A 25,000-nucleotide genomic window follows, 5' to 3' on the forward strand; every position below is an offset into this window, starting at 1 on the left:
TTAACATGCTCAGTCAGCTAAGGGAAATAGTTGAAAAAGTCTCCAGAGTCGATGACGTGCATCTGGCACTCGACATATTGGTAAAAGAGACTTGCGCCGCCCTATGCACTGAGTGTTGTACTATTTACCTTGCTAATGAAGAAATGCAGCGCCTTGAGTTAATGGCAACTCAAGGCCTTACTTTTGAAGGCGATAGCATCCATATCAACTTCAATGAGGGCTTGGTCGGTTTGGTGAAGCGCAGTGCAGAACCGTTAAACTTGGCTGAGGCTTCCACTCACCCTGATTTCAAATTCTTTCCTCAATTGGGTGAGCAGGTTTACCACTCTTTTCTTGGTACCCCAATCATCCATCGTAAGCAAGTATTAGGTGTGTTGGTTATCCAGCAGAAAACGCCGCGTTTGTTCAGTGAGATGGAAGAGTCTTTCCTTGTTACCTTGTCCGCTCAGATTGCAATACTGATTGCCCATGCGCAAAATCTCGGTCATTGGCAACTTGCCTCTAAACCAACGGTGATTAAAGGGCTACCAGCTTCAACGGGGGTCGCGATAGGTGAGTTTTGGTTTGACAATACCCAGCCTAATTTGAGCGATGTTTTCCCTGCCTCTGCCTTAGATAAAGAACGAGAACATGAACTGCTTGCGGTCGCGGTGGAAAGGGCGCTGAGTGATTTTCGTCGTATGCGCAAGAAGTTCGACAGTGAAATCAATAAAGACGCCTTGGCGATCTTCGACCTTTTTACTCACTTACTCAATGATCCAATGCTGCGTGGCGATCTGAAGAAGCAGATTGAAAAGGGCGATCGTGCTGACTGGGCGTTACGTCAAGTTGTTGAAACCTACTCGAACCGCTTTGCGCGTATGTCTGACGTGTACCTGCGTGAGCGCGCGCAAGATATTCGAGAGTTAGGGCAACGTCTGCTGTATTTCTTGCACAACAGTGAGCAAGAGCATGCCTCGATTGATCGTCCGGTGATCTTGGTTGCCAATGAACTTACGGCCACGTTATTAGCGTCGATTCCAAAACAACATCTGTTGGCTGTGGTGTCATTGGAAGGTGCTGCAAACTCTCACGCTGCGATTCTCTCACGTGCATTGGGTGTTCCTGCCATCATGGGCGCGAACATCAACACCAGCGTCGTAAATGGTAAGAACGGCATTGTTGATGGGTACACTGGTGAGATTTATTTAGAACCGAACAGGCAGCTTCTGCGCGAGTATCGTAGCCTTGTTAGTGAAGAGTCTGAATTGTTCGCCATGGTGAACAAAGACTCAGCACTGCCTGCGATCACGCAAGATGATTGCCATGTTGAAGTAATGCTCAACGCGGGTTTGAGTGCCGATAGCAATATCGCGATCAACTCCGGTGTTGATGGCGTTGGTTTGTATCGAACGGAAATCGCTTTTTTACTTCAGCATCACTTTCCGTCAGAAGATGAGCAGTATCATCAGTACCAAGCGATTCTGAACAGTTACCCGAATCAACGCGTTGTAATGCGTACCCTAGATATCGGTGGTGATAAACCATTGCCGTATTTGCCTATTGATGAAGACAACCCATTTTTAGGCTGGCGTGGTATTCGTTTTACTTTGGATCACCCAGACATCTTTTTGATCCAATTGAGAGCGATGCTAAGGGCGAGTGCGGAAAGTGGCAACTTGAGCATTTTATTGCCAATGGTGTCAGGCATTAAAGAGTTCGACGACGCCGTCGCACTGATTAATCAAGCCTACAGCGAGGTGGTGTTGCTGGATGAGCGAATTCAAGCTCCGAAGGTTGGAGTGATGATCGAAGTGCCTTCAATGGTGTACTTGCTGCCAGCTATCGCTCACCGTGTTGACTTCGTTTCTGTCGGTACCAACGACTTAACGCAATATTTGTTGGCTGTCGATCGGAACAATTCACGTGTTGCGGATGTCTATGAATCCATGCATCCCGCGGTGTTGTTAGCGTTAAAACAAATTCACGATGTTTGCCACCAATATCAAGTGCCTGTGTGTATTTGTGGTGAGCTAGCTGGTGATCCATTTGGTGCGTTGCTCCTGTTGGGCTTAGGCTACAACAGTTTGAGTATGAACACCTCGAACGTGGCTAAGGTGAAATATTTGATTCGTCATAGCCAACAAAAAGAACTCGAAAAACTCGTCGAAAAAGCCATGTCATGCTCTTACGGGCAAGAAATTCATCAAATGATGCATGATTTCTTTATCCAGCAAGGCTTTGCCGGCTTTATTCGTGCAGGTAAGAAGTAGGTAACAGTGACCATCTCTTTATTTATATTATTGCTCGCGCTAGGCGCTTTCGTAGGCGTGATGGCGGGGCTTCTTGGTATCGGGGGCGGACTGATTGTCGTACCTGCGCTACTTTACCTTCTTCCTCTTGCTGGTATCTCTCCTGAAATTAGCATGCACATGGCGTTAGCAACGTCATTGGCGAGTATCATCGTGACCTCTGGTTCTTCTGCACTTAACCACCTTAAGCTTGGCAACGTCGATATGTTCGTCGTCAAATGGCTGATGCCTGGCGTGGTGATTGGCGGTTTTGTTGGTGCCAATATCGCCGAGTGGATCCCAACGCATTACTTACCGAAAGTTTTTGGGGTGATTGTGCTGTGTCTAGCTGTACAAATGTTTCGCTCAATTAAGACGAAAAGCGAGAAGCCAATGCCAAGTAGTCCGGTCACTATGATGTACGGAACGGGAATTGGTGTGGTATCGAGTCTTGCTGGTATTGGTGGTGGTTCACTGTCAGTGCCTTTCTTAAACAAGCATGGTATTGAAATGCGTAAAGCGGTTGGCTCCTCATCCGTGTGTGGCTGCGTGATTGCGATTTCAGGCATGATTGGATTTATCTTACATGGCTACAAAGTAGAAGGGCTACCTGACTACAGTGTGGGTTATGTTTATCTGCCAGCTTTAGCGGCGATTGCGATGACGTCGATGCTCACGACGAAAGTCGGCGCGAAGATGGCAACCAACCTTCCTACGGCGGTCTTGAAGAAGATCTTTGCCGTGTTCTTGATGTTTGTTGCAGCGACCATGCTGCTGTAAAGTCCACCTGTTTTATTAGTAATAAGAAGAGAATGAGTTATGTCTCAGGGATATTTAGAATTTCCCAATATTGATCCGGTTTTAGTCTCTATTGGTCCTGTTTCTGTTCGTTGGTACGGTTTGATGTACCTAGTCGGCTTTATGTTCGCACTATGGTTGGCAAATCGTCGCGCAGATAAGCCGGGTAGTGGTTGGACGCGTGAGCAAGTTTCTGACTTGTTGTTCGCGGGTTTCCTTGGGGTAGTGATTGGTGGTCGTGTTGGTTACGTTATTTTCTACAACTTTGATTTGTTCTTAGCCGATCCTCTATACCTATTCAAAGTCTGGACTGGCGGCATGTCATTCCACGGTGGCTTGCTAGGTGTTATCACCGCCATGTTCTGGTACGCACATAAGAATGGTCGCACTTTCTTTGGTGTGGCGGACTTTGTCGCGCCGTTAGTACCATTTGGCCTTGGTATGGGGCGTATGGGTAACTTCATGAACAGCGAACTTTGGGGACGTGTAACGGATGTGCCATGGGCGATCATCTTCCCGAACGGTGGCCCATTGCCTCGTCACCCATCTCAGCTTTATGAGATGTTCCTAGAAGGTATTGTGCTGTTCTTTATCCTTAACTGGTTTATCAAAAAGCCTCGTCCTTTAGGCGCGGTATCAGGGCTATTTTTAGCTGGATATGGTACATTCCGTTTCCTAGTTGAGTTTGTTCGCGAACCGGATGCACAGCTTGGTCTATTTGGTGGTTACATTTCGATGGGACAAATCCTATCTTCACCGATGATCATTCTGGGTATCCTTATGATGGTTTGGGCGTACAAACGTGGTCTTTACCAAGACAAAGTCCAAGCAGAAACGAAGTAAGGAATTGGTGTGAAACAGTATTTAGATTTGTGTCAGCGTATCGTTGACCAAGGCTCTTGGGTTGAAAACGAACGTACAGGCAAACGTTGCCTAACGGTGATCAACGCAGACTTGACCTACGATGTTGCTAACAACCAATTCCCATTAGTAACGACACGTAAGAGCTTTTGGAAAGCGGCAGTTGCTGAGCTACTTGGTTATATTCGTGGCTACGACAACGCTGAAGATTTCCGTAAGCTAGGTACGAAAACATGGGATGCGAACGCAAACCTAAATGAAGCATGGTTGAACAACCCATTCCGTAAGGGCGAAGACGACATGGGACGCGTATACGGCGTTCAAGGTCGTTCATGGGCGAAGCCAGATGGCGGTCATGTCGACCAGTTGCGTAAGATTGTGGATGATTTGACGCGCGGTGTTGATGACCGTGGTGAAATCCTAAACTTCTACAACCCGGGTGAGTTCCATATGGGGTGTTTGCGTCCATGTATGTACAGCCACCACTTCTCACTGTTAGGTGACACGCTATACCTAAACAGCACGCAGCGCTCTTGTGACGTTCCGCTGGGTCTGAACTTCAATATGGTTCAAGTGTATGTGTTCTTGGCAATCATGGCGCAAATCACAGGTAAGAAACCTGGTCAGGCTTACCATAAGATTGTTAACGCACACATCTACGAAGATCAGCTTGCGCCAATGCGTGACATCCAGTTGAAGCGTGAGCCACTAAAAGCGGCAACCTTCCACATTAACCCAGAAATCAAATCTCTAGAAGATTTAGAAACATGGGTAACCCTAGATGACTTCTGGGTGGAAGGCTACGAGCATCACGACCCAATTCAGTACCCGTTCTCAGTTTAACGAGTATATTGAGTTTCTAAGCCGCCTTTATGGGCGGTTTTTTTATGCCCGGAGGGTGGGAATAGGGGGGAACGGGCTTCGCCCTGTGGAACGCTTCGCTCTGAGATGTGATAGGGAATAAAAGCTCCCCAACTCACTCGCGCCTCGCTCTTGAGGATGACGTTCAAGCACTCTGAAATTAAACGGTGTCATTCCCGAAAGCGACGAAGGAGCGTTGTCGGTAATCTCTTTTACCACAGTTTACTGCGTGATTAAGAAATGAAAGCACTTTGCTGTAGGTAGCGAGAGTGTGGCGCTGGAAGCTCAGTGAAGGTTAGAGAGTATTGACAGAACTTACCGTCCTAGGTGGATATAATCGAGTCTTATCCCTTATCCCTTATCCCTTATCCCTTATCCCGAAGCGTAGCGTTCCATAGGGCGAGCCCGTTTTCGCTTCCCCAAAACGAAAAAAGGCCCCACCGAAGTGGAGCCTCAAATAAGCGATGGTAATCTTATTATTATGCTGTCAGAGCAAGGATAGAGCCTGGTAGCACGATGAATACTGCCAGTAGGTAACCTGCTACAACCGCTTTATTCTTAATAGCTAGTTCTGAAATCACTTCTGCACATTTCACTGGAATCTCACGTAGGAACGGGATACCGAAGATGAACAATGTCGCCAGAATGTTGAACGTTAGGTGTACTAGTGCAATTTGCAGTGCGAATACTGCGAACTCGCCAGATACCGCTGTTGCTGCTAGTAGAGCCGTGATACATGTACCGATGTTTGCACCTAGAGTGAATGGGTAGATGTCACGTACTTTTAGAACACCAGAGCCTACTAGTGGAACCATTAGACTTGTTGTCGTAGAAGAAGACTGAACAAGAACAGTAACTACAGAGCCCGATACGATACCGTGGATAGGACCACGACCGATTGCGTTCTTAAGGATGTCACGTGCACGACCAACCATTAGGCTCTTCATTAGCTTACCCATAACCGTGATAGCTACGAAGATAGTACCGATACCTAGAGCGATTAGCGCTACGCCACCCATAGTGTCGCCAAATGTTGCTAGTGGCTCTTTGATTGCACTTACTACTGGTTTAGTGATTGGTTTGATGAAATCAAAGCCTTTCATGCTCATATCACCTGTATTTAGCAATGGCGATACCAACCAGTGAGAGATTTTCTCTAGGATGCCGAACATCATTTCCAATGGTAGGAAGATCAGTACTGCAAGTAGGTTAAAGAAGTCGTGGATTGTTGCGCTTGCGAATGCACGTTTGAATTCGTCTTTACAACGAACGTGACCAAGCGAAACAAGTGTATTTGTTACGGTTGTACCGATGTTAGCACCCATTACCATAGGGATAGCGGTTTCTACAGGTAGACCACCTGCAACCAAGCCCACAATAATAGAAGTTACGGTACTGGAAGACTGGATCAGTGCCGTAGCTACCAAACCGATCATTAGACCAGCGACTGGGTGAGACGCAAATTCAAAGAGTACTTTAGCTTGATCGCCAGTTGCCCATTTGAAGCCGCTACCAACCATAGATACTGCTAGAAGAAGCAGATACAACATGAATGCCAAGTTAGCCCAGCGTAACCAGCGAGTCGTGCTCGAGATTGGTGCTGCTGTAGAAGTAGCTTGGTTCATCATAATTTTCTCCGTGGACCTTTCAGTTCGTTTATTTGGTCTGTTGTTGAAACTGAGGGCGATGTTAGAGATGAAATATTTCAGTAATATGACAGTTCAGTTTCTATGGAGAATTTTTATTATTCTTTTTGATAGTTATCTGTGAAGAAAAATTCACATGAAATTAAATTATTGATTTTATACGATTTAATTTCACTTTTGTTTTGTTGATAAGTTTTAAGAGCAGATTAAAAAAGTGCGTTTTGCTTCAAGTTTTATGACAGTATGAATATGATATTTTCGGTAAAACTATTGTTTTCTTATGTTTGTGTAGGTTTTGTCGAGGTTATTGTTTGTCGTTGTCACATTTGATATAAAAAGTGTCATCTTCTTTCTAGGGAATGGCTATGTCGCACTTAAACTATAACCACCTTTATTACTTCTGGATGGTGTGTAAACAAGGCTCGGTAACAAAAGCTGCCGATGCATTATTCCTGACGCCACAAACTGTGACAGGGCAGATTAAAGCACTTGAAGACCGTATGAAGGGGAAGTTGACCAAACGTAATGGTCGTACGGTAGAGCCAACAGAGCTTGGACAGCTGGTATTTAAGTACGCAGATCGCATGTTTGGGTTGAGCTACGAAATGCTCGATATCGTCAACTATAGCCAACACTCCAATATCCTATTCGAAGTCGGCGTTGCCGATGCCCTCTCTAAACGTCTCGTCAGTAAAGTGCTGATGACCACGGTTCCAGAGGATAACAGTATTCACTTACGTTGTTATGAATCGACTCACGAACTGTTGCTAGAGCGTTTATCGCAACACAAGTTGGATATGATTCTTTCTGACTGCCCAGTAGATTCGACGCAAAGCCCTGGTCTATATAGTAAAAAGCTTGGTGAAAGCAGCATGAGCTTTTTTGCTTCGTCAGAAATTCCAGACGTCAAGTTCCCCGAAATCCTAGAGAAGAAAAAGCTACTTATCCCAGCAAGCCGAACGGCAATGGGGCGAAAAGTACTGCAGTGGTTTGATCGTCAAGGATTGCAACCAGATGTGTTGGGTGAATTTGATGATGTGGCGTTAATGAAGGCCTTTGCTCGATATCGCGATGATGTCATTTTCTTAGCACCGACGGTGTACATGTCCGAGATTGAGGACGATCGCAATTTGCAATTAATTGGGCATGTTGACGATTTGAAGGAAGAGTATTACGTCATCTTTGCCGAGCGAATGATACAACATCCAGCAGTAAAGAACGTTTGTGATGCAGATTTTAGCCAAATGTTTGAATGAACAAGTTTCGTTGCGCAAATAAATAGATTACTATCGACAAAATTATAACTCGAAATTATAAAATCTTTGTAACACAACAAACTGGCCAGGGTTGGGGAAAGTAAGTTGTAGCTAGAGGTACAGCACATGAATCTACAAGAAATGGAGAAAAACTCCGCCAAAGCTGTCGTGTTGCTTAAAGCGATGGCAAATGAAAGACGCCTACAAATCCTTTGCATGCTGCATAATCAAGAGCTTTCGGTCGGGGAGCTTTGCGCAAAACTAGAGTTGAGTCAATCGGCACTGTCTCAGCACTTAGCGTGGCTTCGACGCGATGAATTGGTTGCAACGCGAAAAGAAGCGCAAACGGTCTACTACACATTAAAGAGTGATCAAGTGAAAGAGCTTATTCAAACACTTCATGGTCTCTATTGTGAGGTAGCTACCGCGTGATGACAGGTCACAAATGAGAAAAAGCTGGCATTGCCAGCTTTTTTTATGCTTTCAATTTAGTAACACTAAATTTTAGATATAAAAAAACCGGCTTGAGCCGGTTTTTTCTTCACTGTGGAATCAATTCTCTATTAAAGAGCTTTGATTTGTGCAGTGAAACGAGACTTATGACGAGCTGCTTTATTCTTGTGAATAAGGCCTTTAGTCGCCATACGGTCTAGGATAGGTGTAACTGCAGCGAATGCAGCAGTTGCAGCTTCTTTGTCGCCTGCTTCGATAGCAGCAACAGTTTTCTTCATGTAAGTACGCATCATTGAGCGACGGCTAGCATTGTGCTGACGACGTTTCTCAGCTTGGATAGCGCGCTTCTTAGCAGATTTACTATTTGCCAAGGGTCTAACTCCCAAAAACTTATTTCTATGACAATTTAAGGGCGAGGAATATCCCTCATTTGCGCCTAAATGTCAAATGATTTGTGCAAAAACCAATCGAAACCAAAACAAATTTTGGTAACAAAGGTCATCGCGGTTAAGATGGCGGGGATTCTAACAGCATTTTTAGACCATTGCTAATAATTATCCGCCTAGATCTGACAATAAATGGATATATTTTTAACGCCCATTTGTAGCTTTCAAAGGCTTAGAGGAATAGGGTTGGCTATCTTTTGGTGATATTCCGAGGTTACAGTGAGTAAACGACTGCTCAAGTCTGGCATGATCGTCAGTGCCATGACATTAATTTCGCGCGTCCTAGGTTTAGTTCGTGATGTAGTAGTAGCAAACTTGATGGGGGCCGGCGCGAGTGCCGACGTCTTCTTCTTTGCCAATAAAATCCCTAATTTCTTACGTCGTCTGTTTGCTGAAGGCGCGTTTTCTCAGGCTTTTGTACCAGTACTAACCGAAAGCCACGCCCAAGGGGATATGGACAAAACCCGAGAGTTGATTGCCCGTGCTGCTGGTACGTTAGGTGTGATTGTCTCTATTGTTACCATTCTTGGGGTTTTAGGCTCTGGCGTCGTAACGGCACTTTTTGGCTTTGGTTGGTTCTTGGACTGGATGCATGGTGGCCCGGCGGCGGAGAAGTTCGAACTTGCCAGCGTGATGCTCAAAATTACCTTTCCTTATTTATGGTTCATCACTTTTGTAGCGCTTTCGGGGGCTATCCTCAATACGTTAGGTAAGTTTGCGGTTTCTTCTTTTACCCCTGTCTTCCTCAATGTGATGATCATTTTGGCTGCATGGTTTATCTCGCCGCAGCTATCGCAGCCAGAAATCGGTCTTGCCATCGGTGTTCTTCTTGGTGGCTTGGTTCAATTCTTATTCCAAATTCCTTTCCTTATTAAAGCGGGAGTGATGGTTAAGCCTAAATGGGGCTGGCGCGATCCGGGCGTGGTGAAGATCCGCACCCTTATGATTCCTGCTCTATTTGGTGTGTCGGTAAGCCAAATCAACCTGTTGTTTGACACCTTTATTGCTAGCTTCTTGCAAACAGGCTCTATCAGTTGGCTTTACTACTCTGATCGCTTATTGGAGTTCCCACTTGGCCTATTTGGTATTGCGATTGCCACGGTGATTCTCCCAGCATTATCACGTAAGCACGTAGATGCTCACAGTGAAGGTTTTGCTCATACGATGGATTGGGGCGTACGCATGGTTACCTTACTAGGTATTCCTGCAATGCTTGGTTTGATGGTACTCGCAAAGCCAATGTTGATGGTGTTGTTTATGCGTGGTGAGTTTTCTCCGCAAGACGTACATCAAGCCTCGCTCTCATTATTAGCGTATGCATCAGGTCTGCTTAACTTCATGCTGATTAAGGTTCTCGCTCCGGGTTACTACTCGCGTCAAGACACTAAAACGCCAGTGAAGTACGGCATCATTGCGATGGTGACGAATATGGTCTTCAACGCGATCTTTGCATACTTCTACGGTTACGTTGGTCTTGCTATTGCAACGGCGCTTTCTGCTTTTGTAAACATGGCATTGCTTTACCGCGGTTTGCATATTGCTGGTGTGTACCAAATCACTAAGCGAACTGTCCTCTTTATTATACGTTTGGTGATAGCTGGCGCAGCGATGGTTGCGGCTATCTTATGGCAACTTGAAGACATGTCTGTGTGGTTGGGTTGGAGCTTTGCTCACCGCAGTGGCGTACTAGGAATGTTGGTTGGACTTGGTGCTGTCGTTTACCTAGCCGTTGTGTTTTTACTCGGCATACGTTTAAAAGACTTAAAAGCTGGGACAGAATAAGGTTGATTGGTATATAATCCGTCAGTTTCACACAGTGCAAAGTAAAAACAGAGGCATAAAGCAGTATCCAATGGAACTGATTAGAGGCATTCACAATATCAAGTCGCGCCATCATGGCTGCGTGCTGACTATTGGCAATTTCGATGGCGTACACAGAGGCCATCAACAAGTATTGCAGCAAGTGTCTGAACAAGCGGAGAAACTTTCGTTGCCTTCGGTTGTGATGACCTTTGAACCTCAGCCGATGGAGCTGTTTGCTCGAGATAAGGCACCTGCGAGGTTAACGCGACTGCGTGATAAGTTTGTTCAGCTGAGTAAGCTCGACATCGATCGTTTGCTGTGTGTTAACTTCAATCGTCATTTTGCTGACCTAACGGCGGAAGAGTTTATCCGTGACTTGTTGGTTGGTCGATTGGGTGTTAAGTTTCTTGTCATCGGCGATGATTTCTGTTTCGGCAAAGGCCGAACTGGTAACTTTGCGATGTTACAAGAAGCAGGGGAAAAGTACGGCTTTGAAGTTGTCAGTACCCAAAGCTTTTGTTTACAGCAATTACGAGTGAGCAGCACGGCTATCCGTAAAGCGCTGGCTCGTGATGATTTGCATTCCGCGCAAGAGATGCTGGGAAGAGATTACAGCATTGCCGGTCGTGTTTCACACGGAAGAAAGCTAGGTCGAACCATCGGGTTCCCTACTGCAAATATTCCTTTGAAACGCTGTGTATCTCCGGTTTCCGGAGTTTATGTTGTTCAAGCGCTTGGCTTAGGAGATAAGCCAGTGGGTGGCGTCGCTAACATTGGTCAACGACCAACAGTAAATGGTGTTCGCCAGCAGTTAGAAGTACACTTATTCGACTTTCACGCTAATTTATATGGCAAGCAGCTAGAAGTGGAACTTTTGCATAAACTCAGAGATGAGCAAAAGTTTGAGTCGTTTGAAGCACTTAAACAACAAATCGAATTGGATGCTGAAGCAGCGAGGGTGTGGCTGCGTCAGCTTAAGCGTTGAGCGGTTTATTCCACCGTGCAACATAATGTCTAATTTTCGCCCAATATAACGGAATTAAGAATCGATGAGTGAGTATAAAGATACCCTGAACTTACCTGAAACAGGGTTTCCAATGCGCGGCAACCTGGCCAATCGTGAGCCAGAAATGCTTAAGCGTTGGTACAAAGAAGATCTTTACGGTGAAATCCGTAAAGCTAAGAAAGGCAAAAAGTCATTCGTACTGCACGATGGCCCTCCTTACGCGAACGGTGACATTCACATTGGTCACGCACTAAACAAGATTCTTAAAGACATTATTATTAAATCCAAAACACTTTCAGGTTTTGACGCACCTTACATCCCAGGCTGGGACTGCCACGGTCTACCTATCGAATTGATGGTAGAGAAGAAAGTAGGCAAGCCAGGCCAAAAAGTGACGGCAGCTGAGTTCCGCGAGAAATGTCGCGAGTACGCTGCAGGTCAAGTTGAAGGTCAAAAAGAGAGCTTCAAGCGTCTTGGCATCATGGGTGAGTGGGACAAGCCATACCGCACTATGGACTTCGCAACTGAAGCGAACATCATCCGTGCACTTGGTAAGATCGCAAGCAAAGGTCACCTACTGAAAGGTTTTAAACCAGTTCACTGGTGTACAGACTGTGGTTCAGCTCTTGCTGAAGCAGAAGTTGAGTACAAAGATAAAGTATCGCCATCTATCGACGTTCGCTTCAAAGCGGCTGACGAAGCGGCACTGCTATCTAAGTTTGAGCTAACTGAAGGTCACGAAGGCCAAGGTGACATATCTATCGTTATCTGGACAACAACACCATGGACACTGCCTGCAAACCGCGCAGTATGTCTACGTGATGATCTAGAGTACGTGCTTATCCAAACAGAAGGCGACAACGCTGAGCGTATCATCGTTGCTGCTGAGCTAGCGAAAGACGTAATGGACCGTGCAGGTATCGAGCACTTCCACAACCTTGGCTTTGCTAAAGGTGCGGACCTAGAGCTTTCTCAATTCCAACACCCATTCTACGATTTCACTGTACCGGCGATCCTTGGTGATCACGTTACAACTGATTCAGGTACTGGTGTTGTTCACACTGCACCTGGTCACGGTCAAGAAGACTTCGCGGTTGGTAATAAGTACAACCTAGAAGTAGCAAACCCAGTTGGTTCAAACGGTGTTTACCTACCAGACACTGAGCTATTTGCTGGTCAGCACGTATTTAAAGCGAACGATGCAGTAGTAGAAGTACTGAAAGAAAAAGGTGCACTACTACACCACCACGCATACGAGCACAGCTACCCACACTGTTGGCGTCATAAGACTCCGATCATCTTCCGCGCAACACCACAATGGTTCGTGTCTATGGACCAAGCTGGCCTACGTGCTAAAGCACTAGAGTCAATCAAGAATGTTGAGTGGATGCCTGAGTGGGGTCAAAGCCGTATCGAAGGTATGATCGAAGGTCGCCCTGAGTGGTGTATCTCTCGTCAACGTACTTGGGGTGTGCCAATTGCTCTGTTCGTTCATAAAGAAACAGCAGAACTTCATCCAAACACGCTAGAGCTGATCGAGAAAGTCGCTAAGCTGGTTGAAGAGAAAGGCATCCAAGCATGGTGGGATGTCGATGCAGCTGAACTACTAGGTGCTGACGCTGACCAATACGAAAAAGTACTAGATACACTAGACGTATGGTTCGATTCAGGTGTTACACACTTCTCTGTTGTTGATGCTCGTGAAGAGTACAACGGCAACAGTGCAGACCTATACCTAGAGGGTTCTGACCAACACCGCGGTTGGTTCCAGTCTTCTCTAATTTCATCTATCGCGATGAAAGACGAAGCGCCGTACAAACAAGTACTGACACACGGTTTCGTGGTTGATGGTCACGGTCGTAAGATGTCGAAATCTATCGGTAACGTGGTTGCGCCAAAAGACGTAACTAACAAGCTAGGTGCTGACATTCTTCGTCTATGGGTTGCTTCAACAGACTATACTGGTGAAGTTGCGGTTTCTGATGAAATCCTAAAACGCAGCGCAGATGCGTACCGTCGTATCCGTAACACAGCGCGTTTCTTCCTTGCTAACCTAAGCGGCTTCAACCCTGAAACAGACATTGTTCCTGTTGAAGAGATGGTTGCGCTAGATCGCTGGGCGGTTGGTCGTGCACTAGCAGCACAAGAAGAGATTGTTAAAGCATACGAAGAGTACAACACTCACGGTGTGACTCAGCGTCTAATGCAATTCTGTTCAATCGAAATGGGCTCTTTCTACCTAGACGTAATTAAAGACCGTCAGTACACAGCAAAACGTGGCGGCAACGCTCAACGTAGCTGTCAGACAGCACTTTACTACATCGTAGAAGCGCTAGTTCGTTGGATGGCGCCAATCATGTCGTTCACTGCAGATGAAATCTGGAACGAAATGCCTGGTCAACGCGACAAGTTCGTATTCACTGGTGAGTGGTTCGATGGTCTATTCGGTCTTGCTGAAGGCGAAGAGCTGAACAACGAATTCTGGACTGAGATCCAAGCGGTTCGTGGTGCAGTGAACAAACTTCTAGAAGATGCGCGTAAAGAGAAAACTATCGGTGGTGCACTACAAGCTGAAGTGACGCTATTTGCTGATGACGCTCTAGCGGCGAAAATCAACAAACTAGAAGATGAACTGCGCTTTGTTCTACTAACATCTGCAGCGAAAGTTAAGCCTCTAGGTGAGAAGACTGATGCTGCACAAGCGACGGATATCGAAGGCTTATTTGTTGAAGTAGCAGCAGCTGAAGGCGAGAAGTGTGACCGTTGTTGGCACCACACGCCAGACGTAGGCACAATCGAAGGTCACGAGAAGATCTGTGGTCGTTGTGTGTCTAACGTTGACGGCGAAGGTGAAGTACGTAAATTCGCGTAATTGCCTAGAACGACTGAACTTTTTTTAAAATTAACAGCCCCAGTATTTACTGGGGCTGTTTGTAGGTAAAGTAATGAGTGAAAAAGCACTGACGTTAAAGCAATCTGGAGTTCGCTGGCTATGGTTAGCAATTCTGGTATTTATTGCCGATATTGGCATCAAATTGGTGGTAATGGACAACATGGGCTACGGATGGGCGAACCGAATTGAGGTGCTGCCATTCTTCAACCTACTTTATGTTCATAACTACGGTGCAGCATTCAGCTTCTTGAGCGATCAAGCGGGCTGGCAACGCTGGTTGTTCACTGGTATCGCGTTTGTTGTGACAGGTCTTTTGACTTACTGGATGAGTAAGCTTCCAGCCAAAGAAAAATGGAACAACATCGCTTATGCATTGATTATTGGTGGTGCAGTGGGCAACGTGTTTGACCGTGTGGTTCACGGCTTTGTTGTTGATTACCTTGACTTCTTCTGGGGCAGCTATCACTGGCCAGCATTCAATCTAGCGGATACGACTATCTGTATTGGTGCGGCAATGATCATTCTTGACGGCTTCCGCAAAAAGGATGCTAACAAGTAATCTTTTGCGATATACCGAATAACCCTAAGCGTCGTCCGTTGATTCGAACGACGCTTTTTATTATGTTGGAGCGCAATCCGCGTATCTTCGTACAATAAAAAGCAATCACAGTACGTGATCAGACAGAACGCTGGACAACCCAAGAACAAGGAAGCAGTAACGTGACAACAATAAATCAAGATTCAGCAGTAACGCTGCACTTTACCATCAAAATGCAAGATGGCTCTGTAGCAGACAGCACACACAATATGGGTAAGCCTGCTAAATTCGTGATGGGCGATGGCAGTTTGAGTGAGAACTTTGAGCAATGCCTACTAGGCTTACAAGTAGGTGAAGAAAAGGCGATCGAACTAAAAGCCGCTGATGCGTTTGGTATGCCGAACCCAGACCATATCCACCATATGGACCGCACTAAATTTGTTGGCGAAGCGGAAGTTGAAGTCGGCACGATCATGGCATTCAGCGGTCCAGACGGTATGGAAATCCCGGGCATCATTACTGAGATTGCTGGCGACTCAGTGACAGTGGATTTCAACCATCCACTCGCGGGACAAGACGTGACTTTCGAAGTCGAAATTTTGTCAGTAGAATAGCGAACCAAATTAAAGATAACTTCCATGAGCAATGAAATGAAAATCCTGTTAGCTAACCCACGTGGTTTCTGTGCTGGTGTTGACCGCGCGATTAGCATCGTAGAGCGTGCGCTAGAGATGTATCAGCCACCAATCTATGTTCGACATGAAGTGGTACACAACCGCTTTGTGGTTGAAGGTCTAAAGCAGCGTGGTGCTATCTTCGTTGAAGAATTGCACGAAGTGCCAGACAACAACATTGTGATTTTCTCCGCTCATGGTGTGTCACAAGCCGTACGCCAAGAAGCGAAGTCTCGTGATTTAACAGTATTCGATGCAACGTGTCCGCTGGTAACCAAAGTACACATGGAAGTAGCGCGCGCGAGCCGTCGAAATATGGAAGTGGTACTGATTGGTCATGCTGGTCACCCAGAAGTGGAAGGTACAATGGGCCAGTACTCTAGCGAGACGGGCGGTATGTACCTTGTGGAAACGCCAGCCGATGTTGAGAAGCTAAAATCGATCGTAAAAGATCCATCGGATCTGCACTACGTAAGCCAAACAACATTGTCTGTCGATGAAACCGCAGACGTAATTGAAGAGTTACGCCGCGTATTCCCAGAGATTCAAGGTCCTCGTAAAGATGATATCTGCTACGCGACGCAAAACCGTCAAGATGCTGTGCGTGAGCTCTCTGCTGATGTTGATGTGATGGTCGTTGTGGGTTCTAAGAACTCTTCAAACTCTACTCGCTTAAAAGAGTTGGCTGAAAAGCTAGGCACTCCGGGCTACTTAACGGACTGCCCAGAAGACATCAAGCCAGAGTGGTTTGAGGGTAAGGTAAAAGTCGGTGTGACTGCCGGCGCATCTGCACCAGAAGAGTTGGTAAACCAAATCCTAGATCGCATCAAAGAACTGGTTGGTGCTGAGGCAGTAGATGAAGTGCTTGGTCGTGAAGAGAACATGTTCTTCGAAGTACCAAAAGAACTGCAAATTAAGCAAGTCGATTAAGACCAATCAAACATCAAAAGGCGACCACAAGGTCGCCTTTTTCATTGGGAATTGCTACACGAGTTCATCAGAGCCTGAGCTTAGCTGCTGATACCTAACAGCTCCTTGAGCACCTTTAGGTAACGACGGCTCACCGGGATCTCAAAGCCGGTTTTGGTGATGATTTCTGCCAGCCCGTTTTCAAGTAGCTTAATCTCGCTGATGGCTTTAATACTGACCAGATACTGTCGATGGCAACGCACCAATGGGGTTTTCTCTTCCAAGGTTTTTAGCGTGAGCTGTGTGCTGGCGGTTTGGCTGGTGGAGCGTACATGTACTCCGCTGATGTCACTGTAAGCGCACTCAACCGTTTCGGTTGCCATGATCACAATGCGGTTGTGTCCAATGCAAGGTATCTGGTCTAGGCTCTCGGGCGCGATGGCTGATAGTTGCTGAGTGAGCGCGGATTGACTCATTACTTTGTTCAGGCGCTTGACGGTTTTTGTCAAACGGCATGGGTCAACGGGCTTGAGTAAGTAGTCGAACGCGTTGTCTTCAAAGGCTTGGATAGCGTATTGATCGTAGGCGGTCACAAACACCACGTAAGGCATGGTCTCTGGGTCTAACATGCCCAACAGCTCTATGCCCGTCACCTGTGGCATTTGGATGTCGAGAAACACCACATCAGGTTTGAGTTCATTGATCTTCTTTAGCCCCATGATGGCGTTTGACGCGTCGCCAATCACCTCAATCTGGCCTGTTTCATCCAATAGCTCTGCTAACTCTTCACGAGCAAATTGTTCATCATCAATGACGAGTGCGGTTAACATCCAAGACTACCTTTGTGCGTTTTCACTGTACTTATCGCGAGTGGGGAATGATAAAACTCATTTTAGTAAATTGGTGCTGCTGAGAGGTAATTTTTAGCGCTGAATCACGCCCAAATTGATTCGATAAGCGCTTATCGACAATTTCCATCCCCAAACCAGAATGATTCTCTTTTGGTGGCTCATAGCTTCCCGCGTTGTCTTCTACCGTAATCAGTGCACCTTGTGGGTGAGCTTGGCTGTAAATCTTCACTTTGCCGCCTTCTAACATATTGGAAATACCATGCTTGATGGCGTTCTCAACGAGCGGTTGAAGAGTAAAGCTCGGCAGCTTGATATCCAAAAGCTTTGGTTCAATATCAATTTCAACTTCTAAGCGATCAGTAAAGCGTGCCTTTTCTATAGATAAGTAGGAATTCACGTGTGCCAACTCTTCCTTTAGCGTTACGGTATTGATGTTCTGCTTTAAGTTACTGCGGAAGAAGTGCGACAAGTTTTGGATCAGCTCTCGCGCCTTATCTGGATCTCGACGAGTAATAGCACTGATAGTATTCAGCGCATTAAACAAAAAGTGTGGGTTCACCTGAGCGTGCAACAGTTTGATTTCTGCCTGAGCTAATAGGGTTTGCTGCTGCTGATAATCGCCATACAAGATTTGGCTCGATAGAAGCTGAGCAATGCCTTCTGCCATTGACATGTTCGCAGTAGAGAACAGTTTGCGTTTTGGCTCATAGAGTTTAATGGTTCCAACTACCTCTTTACCTGCACGCAGAGGAATGATCAACGCAGATCCCAATTTGCAGTCTTGCGCCAATGAACATTGATATGGTCGCTCGCTACCATCAAGGTAGATGATGTCATTCTTCTCCATTGAATCGAGTGTGCTTTGCGATGAAATAGGAGTATTTGGCCTATGATGATCATCACCGATACCAACGAAAGCCAGAATCTTCTCTTGGTCGGTAATAGCGACCGCACCGACCTTTGTTTCTTCATAAATAATACGGGCAATCTTATCGGCGTTTTCGCTGTTAAAGCCAGTACTCAGAATACCGACCGAGCGATCGGCAATGCTCAATGCGCGGCGGGAAAAGGTCGCTGAGTACTTTTCAAAAATGGTTTTACGATCTTGCAAAATACTCATAAACAGAGCAGCACCAACGGAGTTAGCAATGATCATCGGAGCCGCAATCGCTGAAACCAGCTCATAGGCTTGGTCGAAAGGTTTGGCTACGGCGAGCAACAGAATCATCTGTACGATTTCCGCTACAAAAGTCACACTGAATACCACGCTTGGATTAAACAGCATTGCACCTTTGTTGCGCTTGATGAGGTAAACATGCAGCAAGCCACCAATCAAGCCTTCTGCTGTAGTCGAAATAGCGCAGGCTAAATCCGTAAAACCACCAAGGGTGTAACGGTGAATACCGCCCGTTAGTCCCACCGCGAAACCAACGACAGGCCCACCAAACAGGCCACCCATTACTGCTCCGATAGCGCGTGTATTAGCGATGGCGTCGTTAATCTGTAATCCGAAGTAGGTGCCAAGAATACAAAAGCCAGAGAAGAGCACGTAACAAATGAGCCGATGGCTGAGGCGAGAGGAGATGCTCAGCAGAGGCAAAATGATCGGCGTTTTACTCAGCATGTAAGCCAACACTAAGTAAACACACATTTGTTGTAAAAGGGAGATGACCAGTTCCATAGCGAACCTAACCTAAAAATGATGTTTTTATTGTAAGTGAATTAAATCTTCGAAGAGAAACAAAAAGAGCCTGCGTTGGGCAGGCTCTTGGTTTATCCAGACATTGATAATGAATCGGTTAGCAAGCGAAGGTATTCATTATGCAGTTTCTGAGGCTGTTTGCGGTTTCTCTTCGTCAGCCAGTTCTGTCTCGCCTTTGCCTTTAGAAATCTTGATAACGTAACCTGCTGCCGCTAGTGCGAATAGAACGCCCGCGATAGTCGAGATTTGCATTGGCAGACCGAAACCTAGTGTGCTGTTGTTTAGAATGAAAGTCACACATACGGTTGTCATGAATACGGCTGGTACTGTCGTAATCCAGTGCAGCTTGTTGTGGCGTAGTAGGTAAGCCGACGCAGTCCAAAGCATCATTACTGCTGTTGTTTGGTTTGCGAAGCCGAAGTAGCGCCAGATGATACCGAAGTCTACTTGAGTCAGGATGCCGCCGATAACGAACAGTGGTACAGCCATTAGAAGACGGTTACGCAGTGTTTTCTGTTCCATACCGAAGTATTCAGCAAGAATCAGGCGGCTTGAGCGGAATGCAGTGTCACCTGATGTGATTGGCAGAATAACAACACCAAGGAAAGCAATCACACCACCGAATACACCCAGTAGGCCAAATGACGCGCTGTATACCACGTTACCAGGACCACCGTTTTTCACAGCTTCTGCAAGACCGTCAAGTGTACCGAAGAAAGACAGAGCAATAGCACACCAGATAAGCGCGATAACGCCTTCACCAATCATTGCACCGTAGAATACGAAGCGACCGTTCTTCTCATTTTCCATACAACGCGCCATCAGTGGTGACTGAGTTGCGTGGAAGCCAGAGATAGCACCACATGCGATAGTGATAAATAGCGCAGGCCATAGAGGCATATCGTTCGGGTTCAAGTTAGTGAACATATCGCTTACTTGGAAGTCGCCCATTACTGTGTGCTCGCTAGAGAACGCAACTGCAGTCATTAGACCCACAGACATGAAGATCAGTAGTGCGCCGAACAATGGGTAGAAACGACCGATGATTTTATCTACAGGAACAATTGTCGCGATGATGTAGTAAGCGAAAATCAACACAACCATGGTTGTCATGCTAACGCTAAAGCTGGTTTGGTCGTTGATTAGGTTTGTGATCATACCTGCTGGTGCTGATACGAATACCACACCAACGAGAAGCAATAGGACAATGGCAAAGATGTTCATAAAGTGTTTTGCGCCATTACCTAGGTAGCGACCCGTAATTGTTGGTACTGATGCACCACCGTTACGAACAGAAAGCATGCCTGAGAAGTAATCGTGTACCGCACCTGCGAAGATACAACCTACAACAATCCACAGCATTGCCGCAGGGCCATATAGCGCACCCATGATTGGACCGAAGATAGGGCCAACACCAGCGATGTTAAGTAGCTGAACAAGGTAAACACGTTTGGTTGACATTGGAACGTAGTCAACACCGTCCGTTTTAGTATGGGCAGGCGTTTGGCGATTCTCATTGATACCGAAAACTTTCTCAACGAAAGCGCCGTAGATGAAGTATCCGCCGATGAGGGCTGCGACACAGGTTAGAAACCACATCATAGCAATTGTCCTTGGTTTAATAGGTAGGTAATTTTTTAAGCTCAGGATGTATCTTATGCGCCCCTTTTGTTAAGCGCATTCGCTCTGTGGATGAGTGGTCGAATAGAGAAGCGAGTGGTCGATATAAGGATTAAGTGGTTTTATCGTTTGTTCAGTGGTCGGGATATCCGTTAAGCGGTGAAATTCGGTACTCAGTGGTCGTTATGTACCGTGAGTGGTTGTAGGAGAAACTCGCAGGCAAAATCGACACAGCAGCGGCAAAGCACAGGCTTTAGTGATAAGCTTGTTGGGAAAACAACTAGTTAAGGAAGAATCATGAAAAAGGCAACGTTAGGCTTGGCGCTGGCTTTACTCGCTGGATGTGCGGTAACCACGGAAGAATTGGCGCAATCTGGTGATTGGTATCAGATCGGTTATCAAGATGGTATTGCAGGGCATACCTCTCGTACGGTGAAAGAGCTCAATCAGCTCGGTAATGCTAAGCAAGGTGACTACGACCAAGGCTACCTAGAAGGTGTAACAGAATACTGTAATCCAGATTTCGCTTACCAAATGGGTCTGTCTGGGCAGAATTATGAAGGTGTATGTGAGGGAACGCCTGGGGCACAAAAATTCCGTATGGAATGGCAACGTGGTTGGAACGAATACAGTAACTAGTTCTGTTTCATAATCAAGACGGCAATTTTCCCTGTTAATCTTCTGACATTTGAATTTTATTGCTTTGGTGTACTGGTGATATCAGATTCAATCAGAAGTGAAAACATGAAGAAGTATTTTTTGGTCGCATTAGCATTGTTGCCCTTAACGGTTGGTGCGACCAACGTGTTGAAAGAGTCGATTAAGATGAAGCGTAAGTGCGATCATGACAAGCATCGTATTACCAACACCATCAACCACACTAAGCGCAATATCAAAGAGATCACCGATGGCACTTATGTGGAGAATCAGGTTAAGCGTGAAGTAAACCAAACCACGCGTAAGTACACCAATAAAGTGGATAACGTGAAGAACATAACGAACCCCGATCACATCAAACGCAAAGCAAATGACAAGCTTAACCAAGAGTTTGATGAATGGTTGTATGAAGACTAAATCTTGATATCAGAATAAGAAAGGAGACCTTGAGGTCTCCTTTTTGTTTGCTTGGACTCTATCATTTCACTATTTAGGCTGATGGCTTTCCACCGCTTTACGTAAGAAACCGTCTTGGTGATGGAGATGCGCGCGAGCAGATTCAATATCAAGATCGGTGAGGATCATTAAGATCGCCAGCTTCACTTCATAATCCGTTTGTTTTAGCACTTCGGTTGCTTGTTCTTTGCTGCAATCGGTCGCTTGCATCACGATACGTGCGGCGCGTGCAACGAGTTTATTGTTGGTTGCTTTCACATCAACCATCAGGTTTTGGTAACTCTTACCCAAACGGATCATACTGGCAGTAGTCAGCATGTTCAGAACCAGTTTCTGCGCGGTACCTGATTTCAAACGTGTTGAGCCTGTCAATGCTTCAGGGCCAACAACAGGGCTAATTGCGACGTCGGCAATGTCGGCGATTGGAGAATCTGGATTACAAGATAGCGCTATTGTGGTTGCACCGATCTCGTTTGCGTATTCCAAACCACCAATGACATAAGGCGTTCGGCCACTTGCAGCGATGCCTACGACAACATCCAGGTTTGTGAATTCGATATCTTTTAGGTCTTGCTCACCTAAAACAGGCGAGTCTTCCGCACCTTCTTTCGCTTTTAAAATCGCCTCTGGGCCACCCGCAATCAGACCAACCACCATCTTGTCAGATACGCCAAATGTTGGTGGACATTCCGATGCATCAAGCACACCTAAACGACCGCTGGTGCCTGCACCCATATAAACCAGACGACCGCCGACTTTAAACGCGTCGGTGATCTTATCTACCGCGAGTGCGATTTCTGGTAGTACTTTCTCCACCGCAAGCGGTACGAGTTTATCTTGCTGATTCAGTCTCTGAACAATGTCTAGAGAGGGTAATAAATCGATATCCATCGTATCTGGGTTGCGCCCCTCTGATACAAGATGGGCAAGAGCAGCAATAAGCGCGTCATTTGTCATAGTGGTTTAAGCCTTTGAATACTGATTTCGATTTTTTGTCGCTGTATCTGGCACAACGAATTTAGTTTTTAGGATAGAGCACACCCAGTGAAGCAAGACGGCTCGCACCAGTCACTTCAGGTAAGTTGCTTGGCAGCCCGTCAATATGTCGCTGAGCAAGCCAAGCAAACGCCATGGCTTCCATATAGTCACCATCAACACCTTTATCATCCGTTGTTGCGACTTGCCACTGCGGCAGAAGTTCCGCTAAACGCTGCATCAGTAGCGGGTTTCTCGCACCACCTCCACACACCAACAGCTGTGGCTGCTGGCCATAAGTGAATTTCTCTACTTCGCTTGCAATGGTTTTCGCCGAGTATTCACACAGCGTGCGTTGTACATCTTGTGTTGAGGTATTGTGGTCAGTTAACTGATGATGCAGCCAATCGATATTGAACAGCTCTCGACCAGTGCTCTTGGGCGCCGACATGGTGAGGTAAGGTTCTGCTAAGAGCTGAGTGAGCAGTGCGGCATCGGTGTTACCTTGCAGAGCAAAACGCGCGTCTTTGTCGAAGCTTTGTCCGGTATGCTGCTCGCACCATGTATCCATCAACATGTTGCCCGGGCCGGTATCATAGCCAATCACCGCCTGCTCAGGATGAAGTACCGAGATATTGGCAATTCCACCGATGTTAAGTACCACGGTGGTGGAATTTTGCATGGAAAAAATACTTTTATGGAAAGCTGGGACGAGCGGTGCGCCTTGGCCACCTAACGCCATGTCTTTACGACGAAAATCCGCCACGGTATCAATGCCTGTTTTAACGGCAATGATGTTGGCATCACCCAGTTGGGTGGTGAAGGGCAGATCGCCTGTTGGCTGGTGGAACACGGTTTGCCCATGATTGCCAATGGCTCGGATTTGCTCAGCGGAATAGCCGGATTTATCCAGTAGCTGTAAAACCGCATCGGCAAACAGATGGCCAAGTTGATGGTCGAGCTCACCAATGGCTTTAAGGTTCGTGTCTTGCCCAGTGCAAACCGACAGTAGCGTCTGCTTAACATGAGCGGGCATTGGGTAATCATCGCGTGCGAGCAAGCGAACACGGTTATCTTCAATTTCAACCAGTGCGGTGTCTACACCGTCCATACTGGTTCCAGACATCACACCGATATACAGTTTGTTAAGATTCACAGCCAATTCCGTCAATTCTTCGATTCACTTATTGTAAAGCAATTCTGAAGCGAATAACCTCATCGAATACGAGATATTCAGCCGATTTTGAGGAGAAAAAATGGGACCGTTATGGGTTGATGTTGCAGGCTATGAACTGACTGCAGAAGACAGAGAAATTTTGGAGCATCCAACGGTTGGTGGTTTGATTTTATTTACGCGTAACTACCACGACAGCAAGCAGCTTCAAGCTCTTACCCAATCTATCCGCAAAGCGGCGAAACGTCCGATTTTGATTGGTGTTGACCAAGAAGGCGGGCGCGTTCAGCGTTTCCGTGAAGGTTTTTCTCTGATTCCTGCGGCAGACGAATACGCCAAACACCAAAATAGTGAAGAGCTGGCTCGCCTGGGCGGTTGGTTGATGGCTGCTGAGTTGATTGCTCATGACATCGACCTAAGCTTCGCACCAGTACTAGATAAAGGTCACCAGTGTAAAGCGATTGACAGCCGTGCCTTTGGTGAGGATCTGGACACCATTTTACGTCACAGCACCGCTTATATGCAGGGTATGAAGAGTGTCGGTATGGCGACGACGGGCAAACATTTCCCGGGCCATGGTGGTGTGATTGCTGATTCACACCTAGAGACACCATACGATGAGCGTAGCGATATCTTTGAGCAAGACATGGCGATCTTCAAAGCGCAAATCGATGCTGGCATCTTAGACGCGATGATGCCTGCTCATGTGATTTTCCCAAATTATGATGACCAACCAGCAAGTGGATCTGAGTATTGGCTAAAACAAATCCTGCGCCAGCAGCTTGGCTTTAAAGGTTTGATCTTCTCTGATGATTTGACCATGGAGGGCGCTGCGATCATGGGTGGCCCAGCTCAGCGTGGCGCACAAGCATTAAACGCTGGCTGCGATATGCTGCTGGTTTGTAACAAGCGCGATGCGCAAGTTGAGGTGCTTGATAATCTACCAATTACTTCTGTTCCTCTAGCTGATGCCTTATTGAAAAAGCAAAGCTTTTCTCTAAGTGAGCTAAAACGTTCGCAAGAGTGGAAAGACGCTTCTGAAGCTATGAAGCGATTGATTGGCTAACCATCTCACCCCTGAATAATGGTTTGTTCAGGGTGAGACGTAAACTTCCAAAAACATCCATTTAAGGCCGAAGTGCTCTGTACTT

22 protein-coding genes are annotated in these 25,000 nt (G+C 46.4%); 15 read left to right on the forward strand and 7 right to left on the reverse strand.

Features of this window, described 5'->3' with window-relative positions:
• Nucleotides 1-5: 5 nt before the first annotated feature.
• Genes ptsP through A8140_RS02955 form a run of 4 tightly spaced genes read left to right on the forward strand, consistent with a single transcriptional unit; the run spans nt 6 to nt 4,772 of the window.
• Nucleotides 6-2,252, forward strand: coding sequence for a phosphoenolpyruvate--protein phosphotransferase (gene ptsP, locus A8140_RS02940; RefSeq protein ID WP_005533248.1), 2,247 nt, complete (start codon nt 6-8; stop codon nt 2,250-2,252).
• A 6-nt stretch (nt 2,253-2,258) separates the two neighbouring features.
• Nucleotides 2,259-3,050, forward strand: a complete 792-nt coding sequence (locus A8140_RS02945) for a sulfite exporter TauE/SafE family protein (protein ID WP_005533250.1) — start codon at nt 2,259-2,261, stop codon at nt 3,048-3,050.
• A gap of 39 nt (nt 3,051-3,089) precedes the next feature.
• Complete coding sequence (gene lgt, locus A8140_RS02950) at nt 3,090-3,911, forward strand: prolipoprotein diacylglyceryl transferase (RefSeq protein WP_005428620.1); 822 nt, start codon at nt 3,090-3,092, stop codon at nt 3,909-3,911.
• 9 nt (nt 3,912-3,920) lie between these two features.
• Nucleotides 3,921-4,772, forward strand: a complete 852-nt coding sequence (locus A8140_RS02955) for a thymidylate synthase (protein ID WP_005533252.1) — start codon at nt 3,921-3,923, stop codon at nt 4,770-4,772.
• Between the two features lie 497 nt (nt 4,773-5,269).
• On the opposite strand, the gene A8140_RS02960 is transcribed toward A8140_RS02955, so the two are convergent.
• Nucleotides 5,270-6,415 carry a Na/Pi symporter gene (locus A8140_RS02960; RefSeq protein ID WP_029388715.1) on the reverse strand — a complete coding sequence of 382 codons (1,146 nt, stop codon included), beginning with the start codon at nt 6,413-6,415 and terminating at the stop codon, nt 5,270-5,272.
• Between the two features lie 386 nt (nt 6,416-6,801).
• Between A8140_RS02960 and nhaR the strand changes: the two genes are divergently transcribed.
• Together nhaR and A8140_RS02970 are read left to right on the forward strand one after the other, a co-directional pair.
• Nucleotides 6,802-7,692 carry a transcriptional activator NhaR gene (gene nhaR, locus A8140_RS02965; RefSeq protein WP_005533256.1) on the forward strand — a complete coding sequence of 297 codons (891 nt, stop codon included), beginning with the start codon at nt 6,802-6,804 and terminating at the stop codon, nt 7,690-7,692.
• A gap of 126 nt (nt 7,693-7,818) precedes the next feature.
• A complete protein-coding gene (locus A8140_RS02970) occupies nt 7,819-8,124 on the forward strand; it encodes an ArsR/SmtB family transcription factor (protein ID WP_005533257.1) in 306 nt (101 codons plus the stop codon).
• Nucleotides 8,125-8,255: 131 nt separating this feature from the next.
• On the opposite strand, the gene rpsT is transcribed toward A8140_RS02970, so the two are convergent.
• Nucleotides 8,256-8,516 (reverse strand): 30S ribosomal protein S20, encoded by a 261-nt coding sequence (rpsT, locus tag A8140_RS02975; protein ID WP_005447926.1) that lies wholly within the window; start codon nt 8,514-8,516, stop codon nt 8,256-8,258.
• Between the two features lie 294 nt (nt 8,517-8,810).
• On the opposite strand from rpsT, the gene murJ reads away from it, so the two are divergent.
• The 6 genes from murJ (at nt 8,811) to ispH (ending at nt 16,435) form a co-directional block, all read left to right on the forward strand.
• Nucleotides 8,811-10,373: a murein biosynthesis integral membrane protein MurJ gene (murJ, locus tag A8140_RS02980; protein WP_005533259.1), complete on the forward strand. Its 1,563-nt coding sequence runs from the start codon at nt 8,811-8,813 to the stop codon at nt 10,371-10,373.
• A 70-nt stretch (nt 10,374-10,443) separates the two neighbouring features.
• On the forward strand, nt 10,444-11,379 hold the full coding sequence (ribF, locus tag A8140_RS02985; RefSeq protein WP_005533261.1) for a bifunctional riboflavin kinase/FAD synthetase: 936 nt from the start codon (nt 10,444-10,446) through the stop codon (nt 11,377-11,379).
• 64 nt (nt 11,380-11,443) lie between these two features.
• Nucleotides 11,444-14,272 carry an isoleucine--tRNA ligase gene (gene ileS, locus A8140_RS02990; RefSeq protein ID WP_005533264.1) on the forward strand — a complete coding sequence of 943 codons (2,829 nt, stop codon included), beginning with the start codon at nt 11,444-11,446 and terminating at the stop codon, nt 14,270-14,272.
• 73 nt (nt 14,273-14,345) lie between these two features.
• Nucleotides 14,346-14,852, forward strand: coding sequence for a signal peptidase II (gene lspA / locus A8140_RS02995; RefSeq protein ID WP_005533266.1), 507 nt, complete (start codon nt 14,346-14,348; stop codon nt 14,850-14,852).
• Nucleotides 14,853-15,013: 161 nt separating this feature from the next.
• Nucleotides 15,014-15,445: an FKBP-type peptidyl-prolyl cis-trans isomerase gene (fkpB, locus tag A8140_RS03000; protein WP_005533267.1), complete on the forward strand. Its 432-nt coding sequence runs from the start codon at nt 15,014-15,016 to the stop codon at nt 15,443-15,445.
• A 24-nt stretch (nt 15,446-15,469) separates the two neighbouring features.
• Entirely contained in the window at nt 15,470-16,435 is a 966-nt protein-coding gene (gene ispH, locus A8140_RS03005; RefSeq protein ID WP_029388716.1) for a 4-hydroxy-3-methylbut-2-enyl diphosphate reductase, read from the forward strand.
• An 80-nt stretch (nt 16,436-16,515) separates the two neighbouring features.
• Here the strand turns inward: ispH and btsR are convergent, their stop codons facing one another.
• The 3 genes from btsR to A8140_RS03020 all read right to left on the reverse strand — a co-directional run bounded on the left by btsR (nt 16,516) and on the right by A8140_RS03020 (nt 20,569).
• A complete protein-coding gene (gene btsR, locus A8140_RS03010) occupies nt 16,516-17,244 on the reverse strand; it encodes a two-component system response regulator BtsR (RefSeq protein WP_005425324.1) in 729 nt (242 codons plus the stop codon).
• A 31-nt stretch (nt 17,245-17,275) separates the two neighbouring features.
• A complete protein-coding gene (locus A8140_RS03015; protein WP_005533271.1) occupies nt 17,276-18,946 on the reverse strand; it encodes a sensor histidine kinase in 1,671 nt (556 codons plus the stop codon).
• 138 nt (nt 18,947-19,084) lie between these two features.
• A complete protein-coding gene (locus A8140_RS03020) occupies nt 19,085-20,569 on the reverse strand; it encodes a carbon starvation CstA family protein (RefSeq protein WP_005425329.1) in 1,485 nt (494 codons plus the stop codon).
• A 315-nt stretch (nt 20,570-20,884) separates the two neighbouring features.
• Here A8140_RS03020 and A8140_RS03025 point away from each other — a divergent pair, with 315 nt between their 5' ends.
• Together A8140_RS03025 and A8140_RS03030 are read left to right on the forward strand one after the other, a co-directional pair.
• Complete coding sequence (locus A8140_RS03025) at nt 20,885-21,226, forward strand: DUF2799 domain-containing protein (protein WP_005533274.1); 342 nt, start codon at nt 20,885-20,887, stop codon at nt 21,224-21,226.
• Between the two features lie 105 nt (nt 21,227-21,331).
• Entirely contained in the window at nt 21,332-21,661 is a 330-nt protein-coding gene (locus A8140_RS03030) for a hypothetical protein (RefSeq protein ID WP_005533276.1), read from the forward strand.
• A gap of 69 nt (nt 21,662-21,730) precedes the next feature.
• On the opposite strand, the gene murQ is transcribed toward A8140_RS03030, so the two are convergent.
• Complete coding sequence (gene murQ, locus A8140_RS03035) at nt 21,731-22,657, reverse strand: N-acetylmuramic acid 6-phosphate etherase (RefSeq protein ID WP_005533278.1); 927 nt, start codon at nt 22,655-22,657, stop codon at nt 21,731-21,733.
• 61 nt (nt 22,658-22,718) lie between these two features.
• A complete protein-coding gene (locus tag A8140_RS03040; RefSeq protein WP_005533280.1) occupies nt 22,719-23,831 on the reverse strand; it encodes an anhydro-N-acetylmuramic acid kinase in 1,113 nt (370 codons plus the stop codon).
• A 100-nt stretch (nt 23,832-23,931) separates the two neighbouring features.
• On the opposite strand from A8140_RS03040, the gene nagZ reads away from it, so the two are divergent.
• Nucleotides 23,932-24,915, forward strand: a complete 984-nt coding sequence (gene nagZ / locus A8140_RS03045; protein WP_005533282.1) for a beta-N-acetylhexosaminidase — start codon at nt 23,932-23,934, stop codon at nt 24,913-24,915.
• Nucleotides 24,916-25,000 lie beyond the last annotated feature (85 nt).

The sequence above is a fragment of the Vibrio campbellii CAIM 519 = NBRC 15631 = ATCC 25920 genome (assembly GCF_002163755.1).
Classification (GTDB): Bacteria; Pseudomonadota; Gammaproteobacteria; order Enterobacterales; family Vibrionaceae; genus Vibrio; species Vibrio campbellii.

Bases quoted from the DNA above. Each gene is read 5' to 3' on its own strand.
- ptsP (WP_005533248.1), top strand. From the start codon at position 6: ATGCTCAGTCAGCTAAGGGAAATAGTTGAAAAAGTCTCCAGAGTCGAT.
- lgt (WP_005428620.1), top strand. From the start codon at position 3,090: ATGTCTCAGGGATATTTAGAATTTCCCAATATTGATCCGGTTTTAGTC.
- A8140_RS02960 (WP_029388715.1), bottom strand. From the start codon at position 6,415: ATGAACCAAGCTACTTCTACAGCAGCACCAATCTCGAGCACGACTCGC.
- nhaR (WP_005533256.1), top strand. From the start codon at position 6,802: ATGTCGCACTTAAACTATAACCACCTTTATTACTTCTGGATGGTGTGT.
- A8140_RS02970 (WP_005533257.1), top strand. From the start codon at position 7,819: ATGAATCTACAAGAAATGGAGAAAAACTCCGCCAAAGCTGTCGTGTTG.
- ribF (WP_005533261.1), top strand. From the start codon at position 10,444: ATGGAACTGATTAGAGGCATTCACAATATCAAGTCGCGCCATCATGGC.
- ileS (WP_005533264.1), top strand. From the start codon at position 11,444: ATGAGTGAGTATAAAGATACCCTGAACTTACCTGAAACAGGGTTTCCA.
- lspA (WP_005533266.1), top strand. From the start codon at position 14,346: ATGAGTGAAAAAGCACTGACGTTAAAGCAATCTGGAGTTCGCTGGCTA.
- ispH (WP_029388716.1), top strand. From the start codon at position 15,470: ATGAGCAATGAAATGAAAATCCTGTTAGCTAACCCACGTGGTTTCTGT.
- btsR (WP_005425324.1), bottom strand. From the start codon at position 17,244: ATGTTAACCGCACTCGTCATTGATGATGAACAATTTGCTCGTGAAGAG.
- A8140_RS03015 (WP_005533271.1), bottom strand. From the start codon at position 18,946: ATGGAACTGGTCATCTCCCTTTTACAACAAATGTGTGTTTACTTAGTG.
- A8140_RS03020 (WP_005425329.1), bottom strand. From the start codon at position 20,569: ATGATGTGGTTTCTAACCTGTGTCGCAGCCCTCATCGGCGGATACTTC.
- A8140_RS03025 (WP_005533274.1), top strand. From the start codon at position 20,885: ATGAAAAAGGCAACGTTAGGCTTGGCGCTGGCTTTACTCGCTGGATGT.
- A8140_RS03030 (WP_005533276.1), top strand. From the start codon at position 21,332: ATGAAGAAGTATTTTTTGGTCGCATTAGCATTGTTGCCCTTAACGGTT.
- murQ (WP_005533278.1), bottom strand. From the start codon at position 22,657: ATGACAAATGACGCGCTTATTGCTGCTCTTGCCCATCTTGTATCAGAG.
- nagZ (WP_005533282.1), top strand. From the start codon at position 23,932: ATGGGACCGTTATGGGTTGATGTTGCAGGCTATGAACTGACTGCAGAA.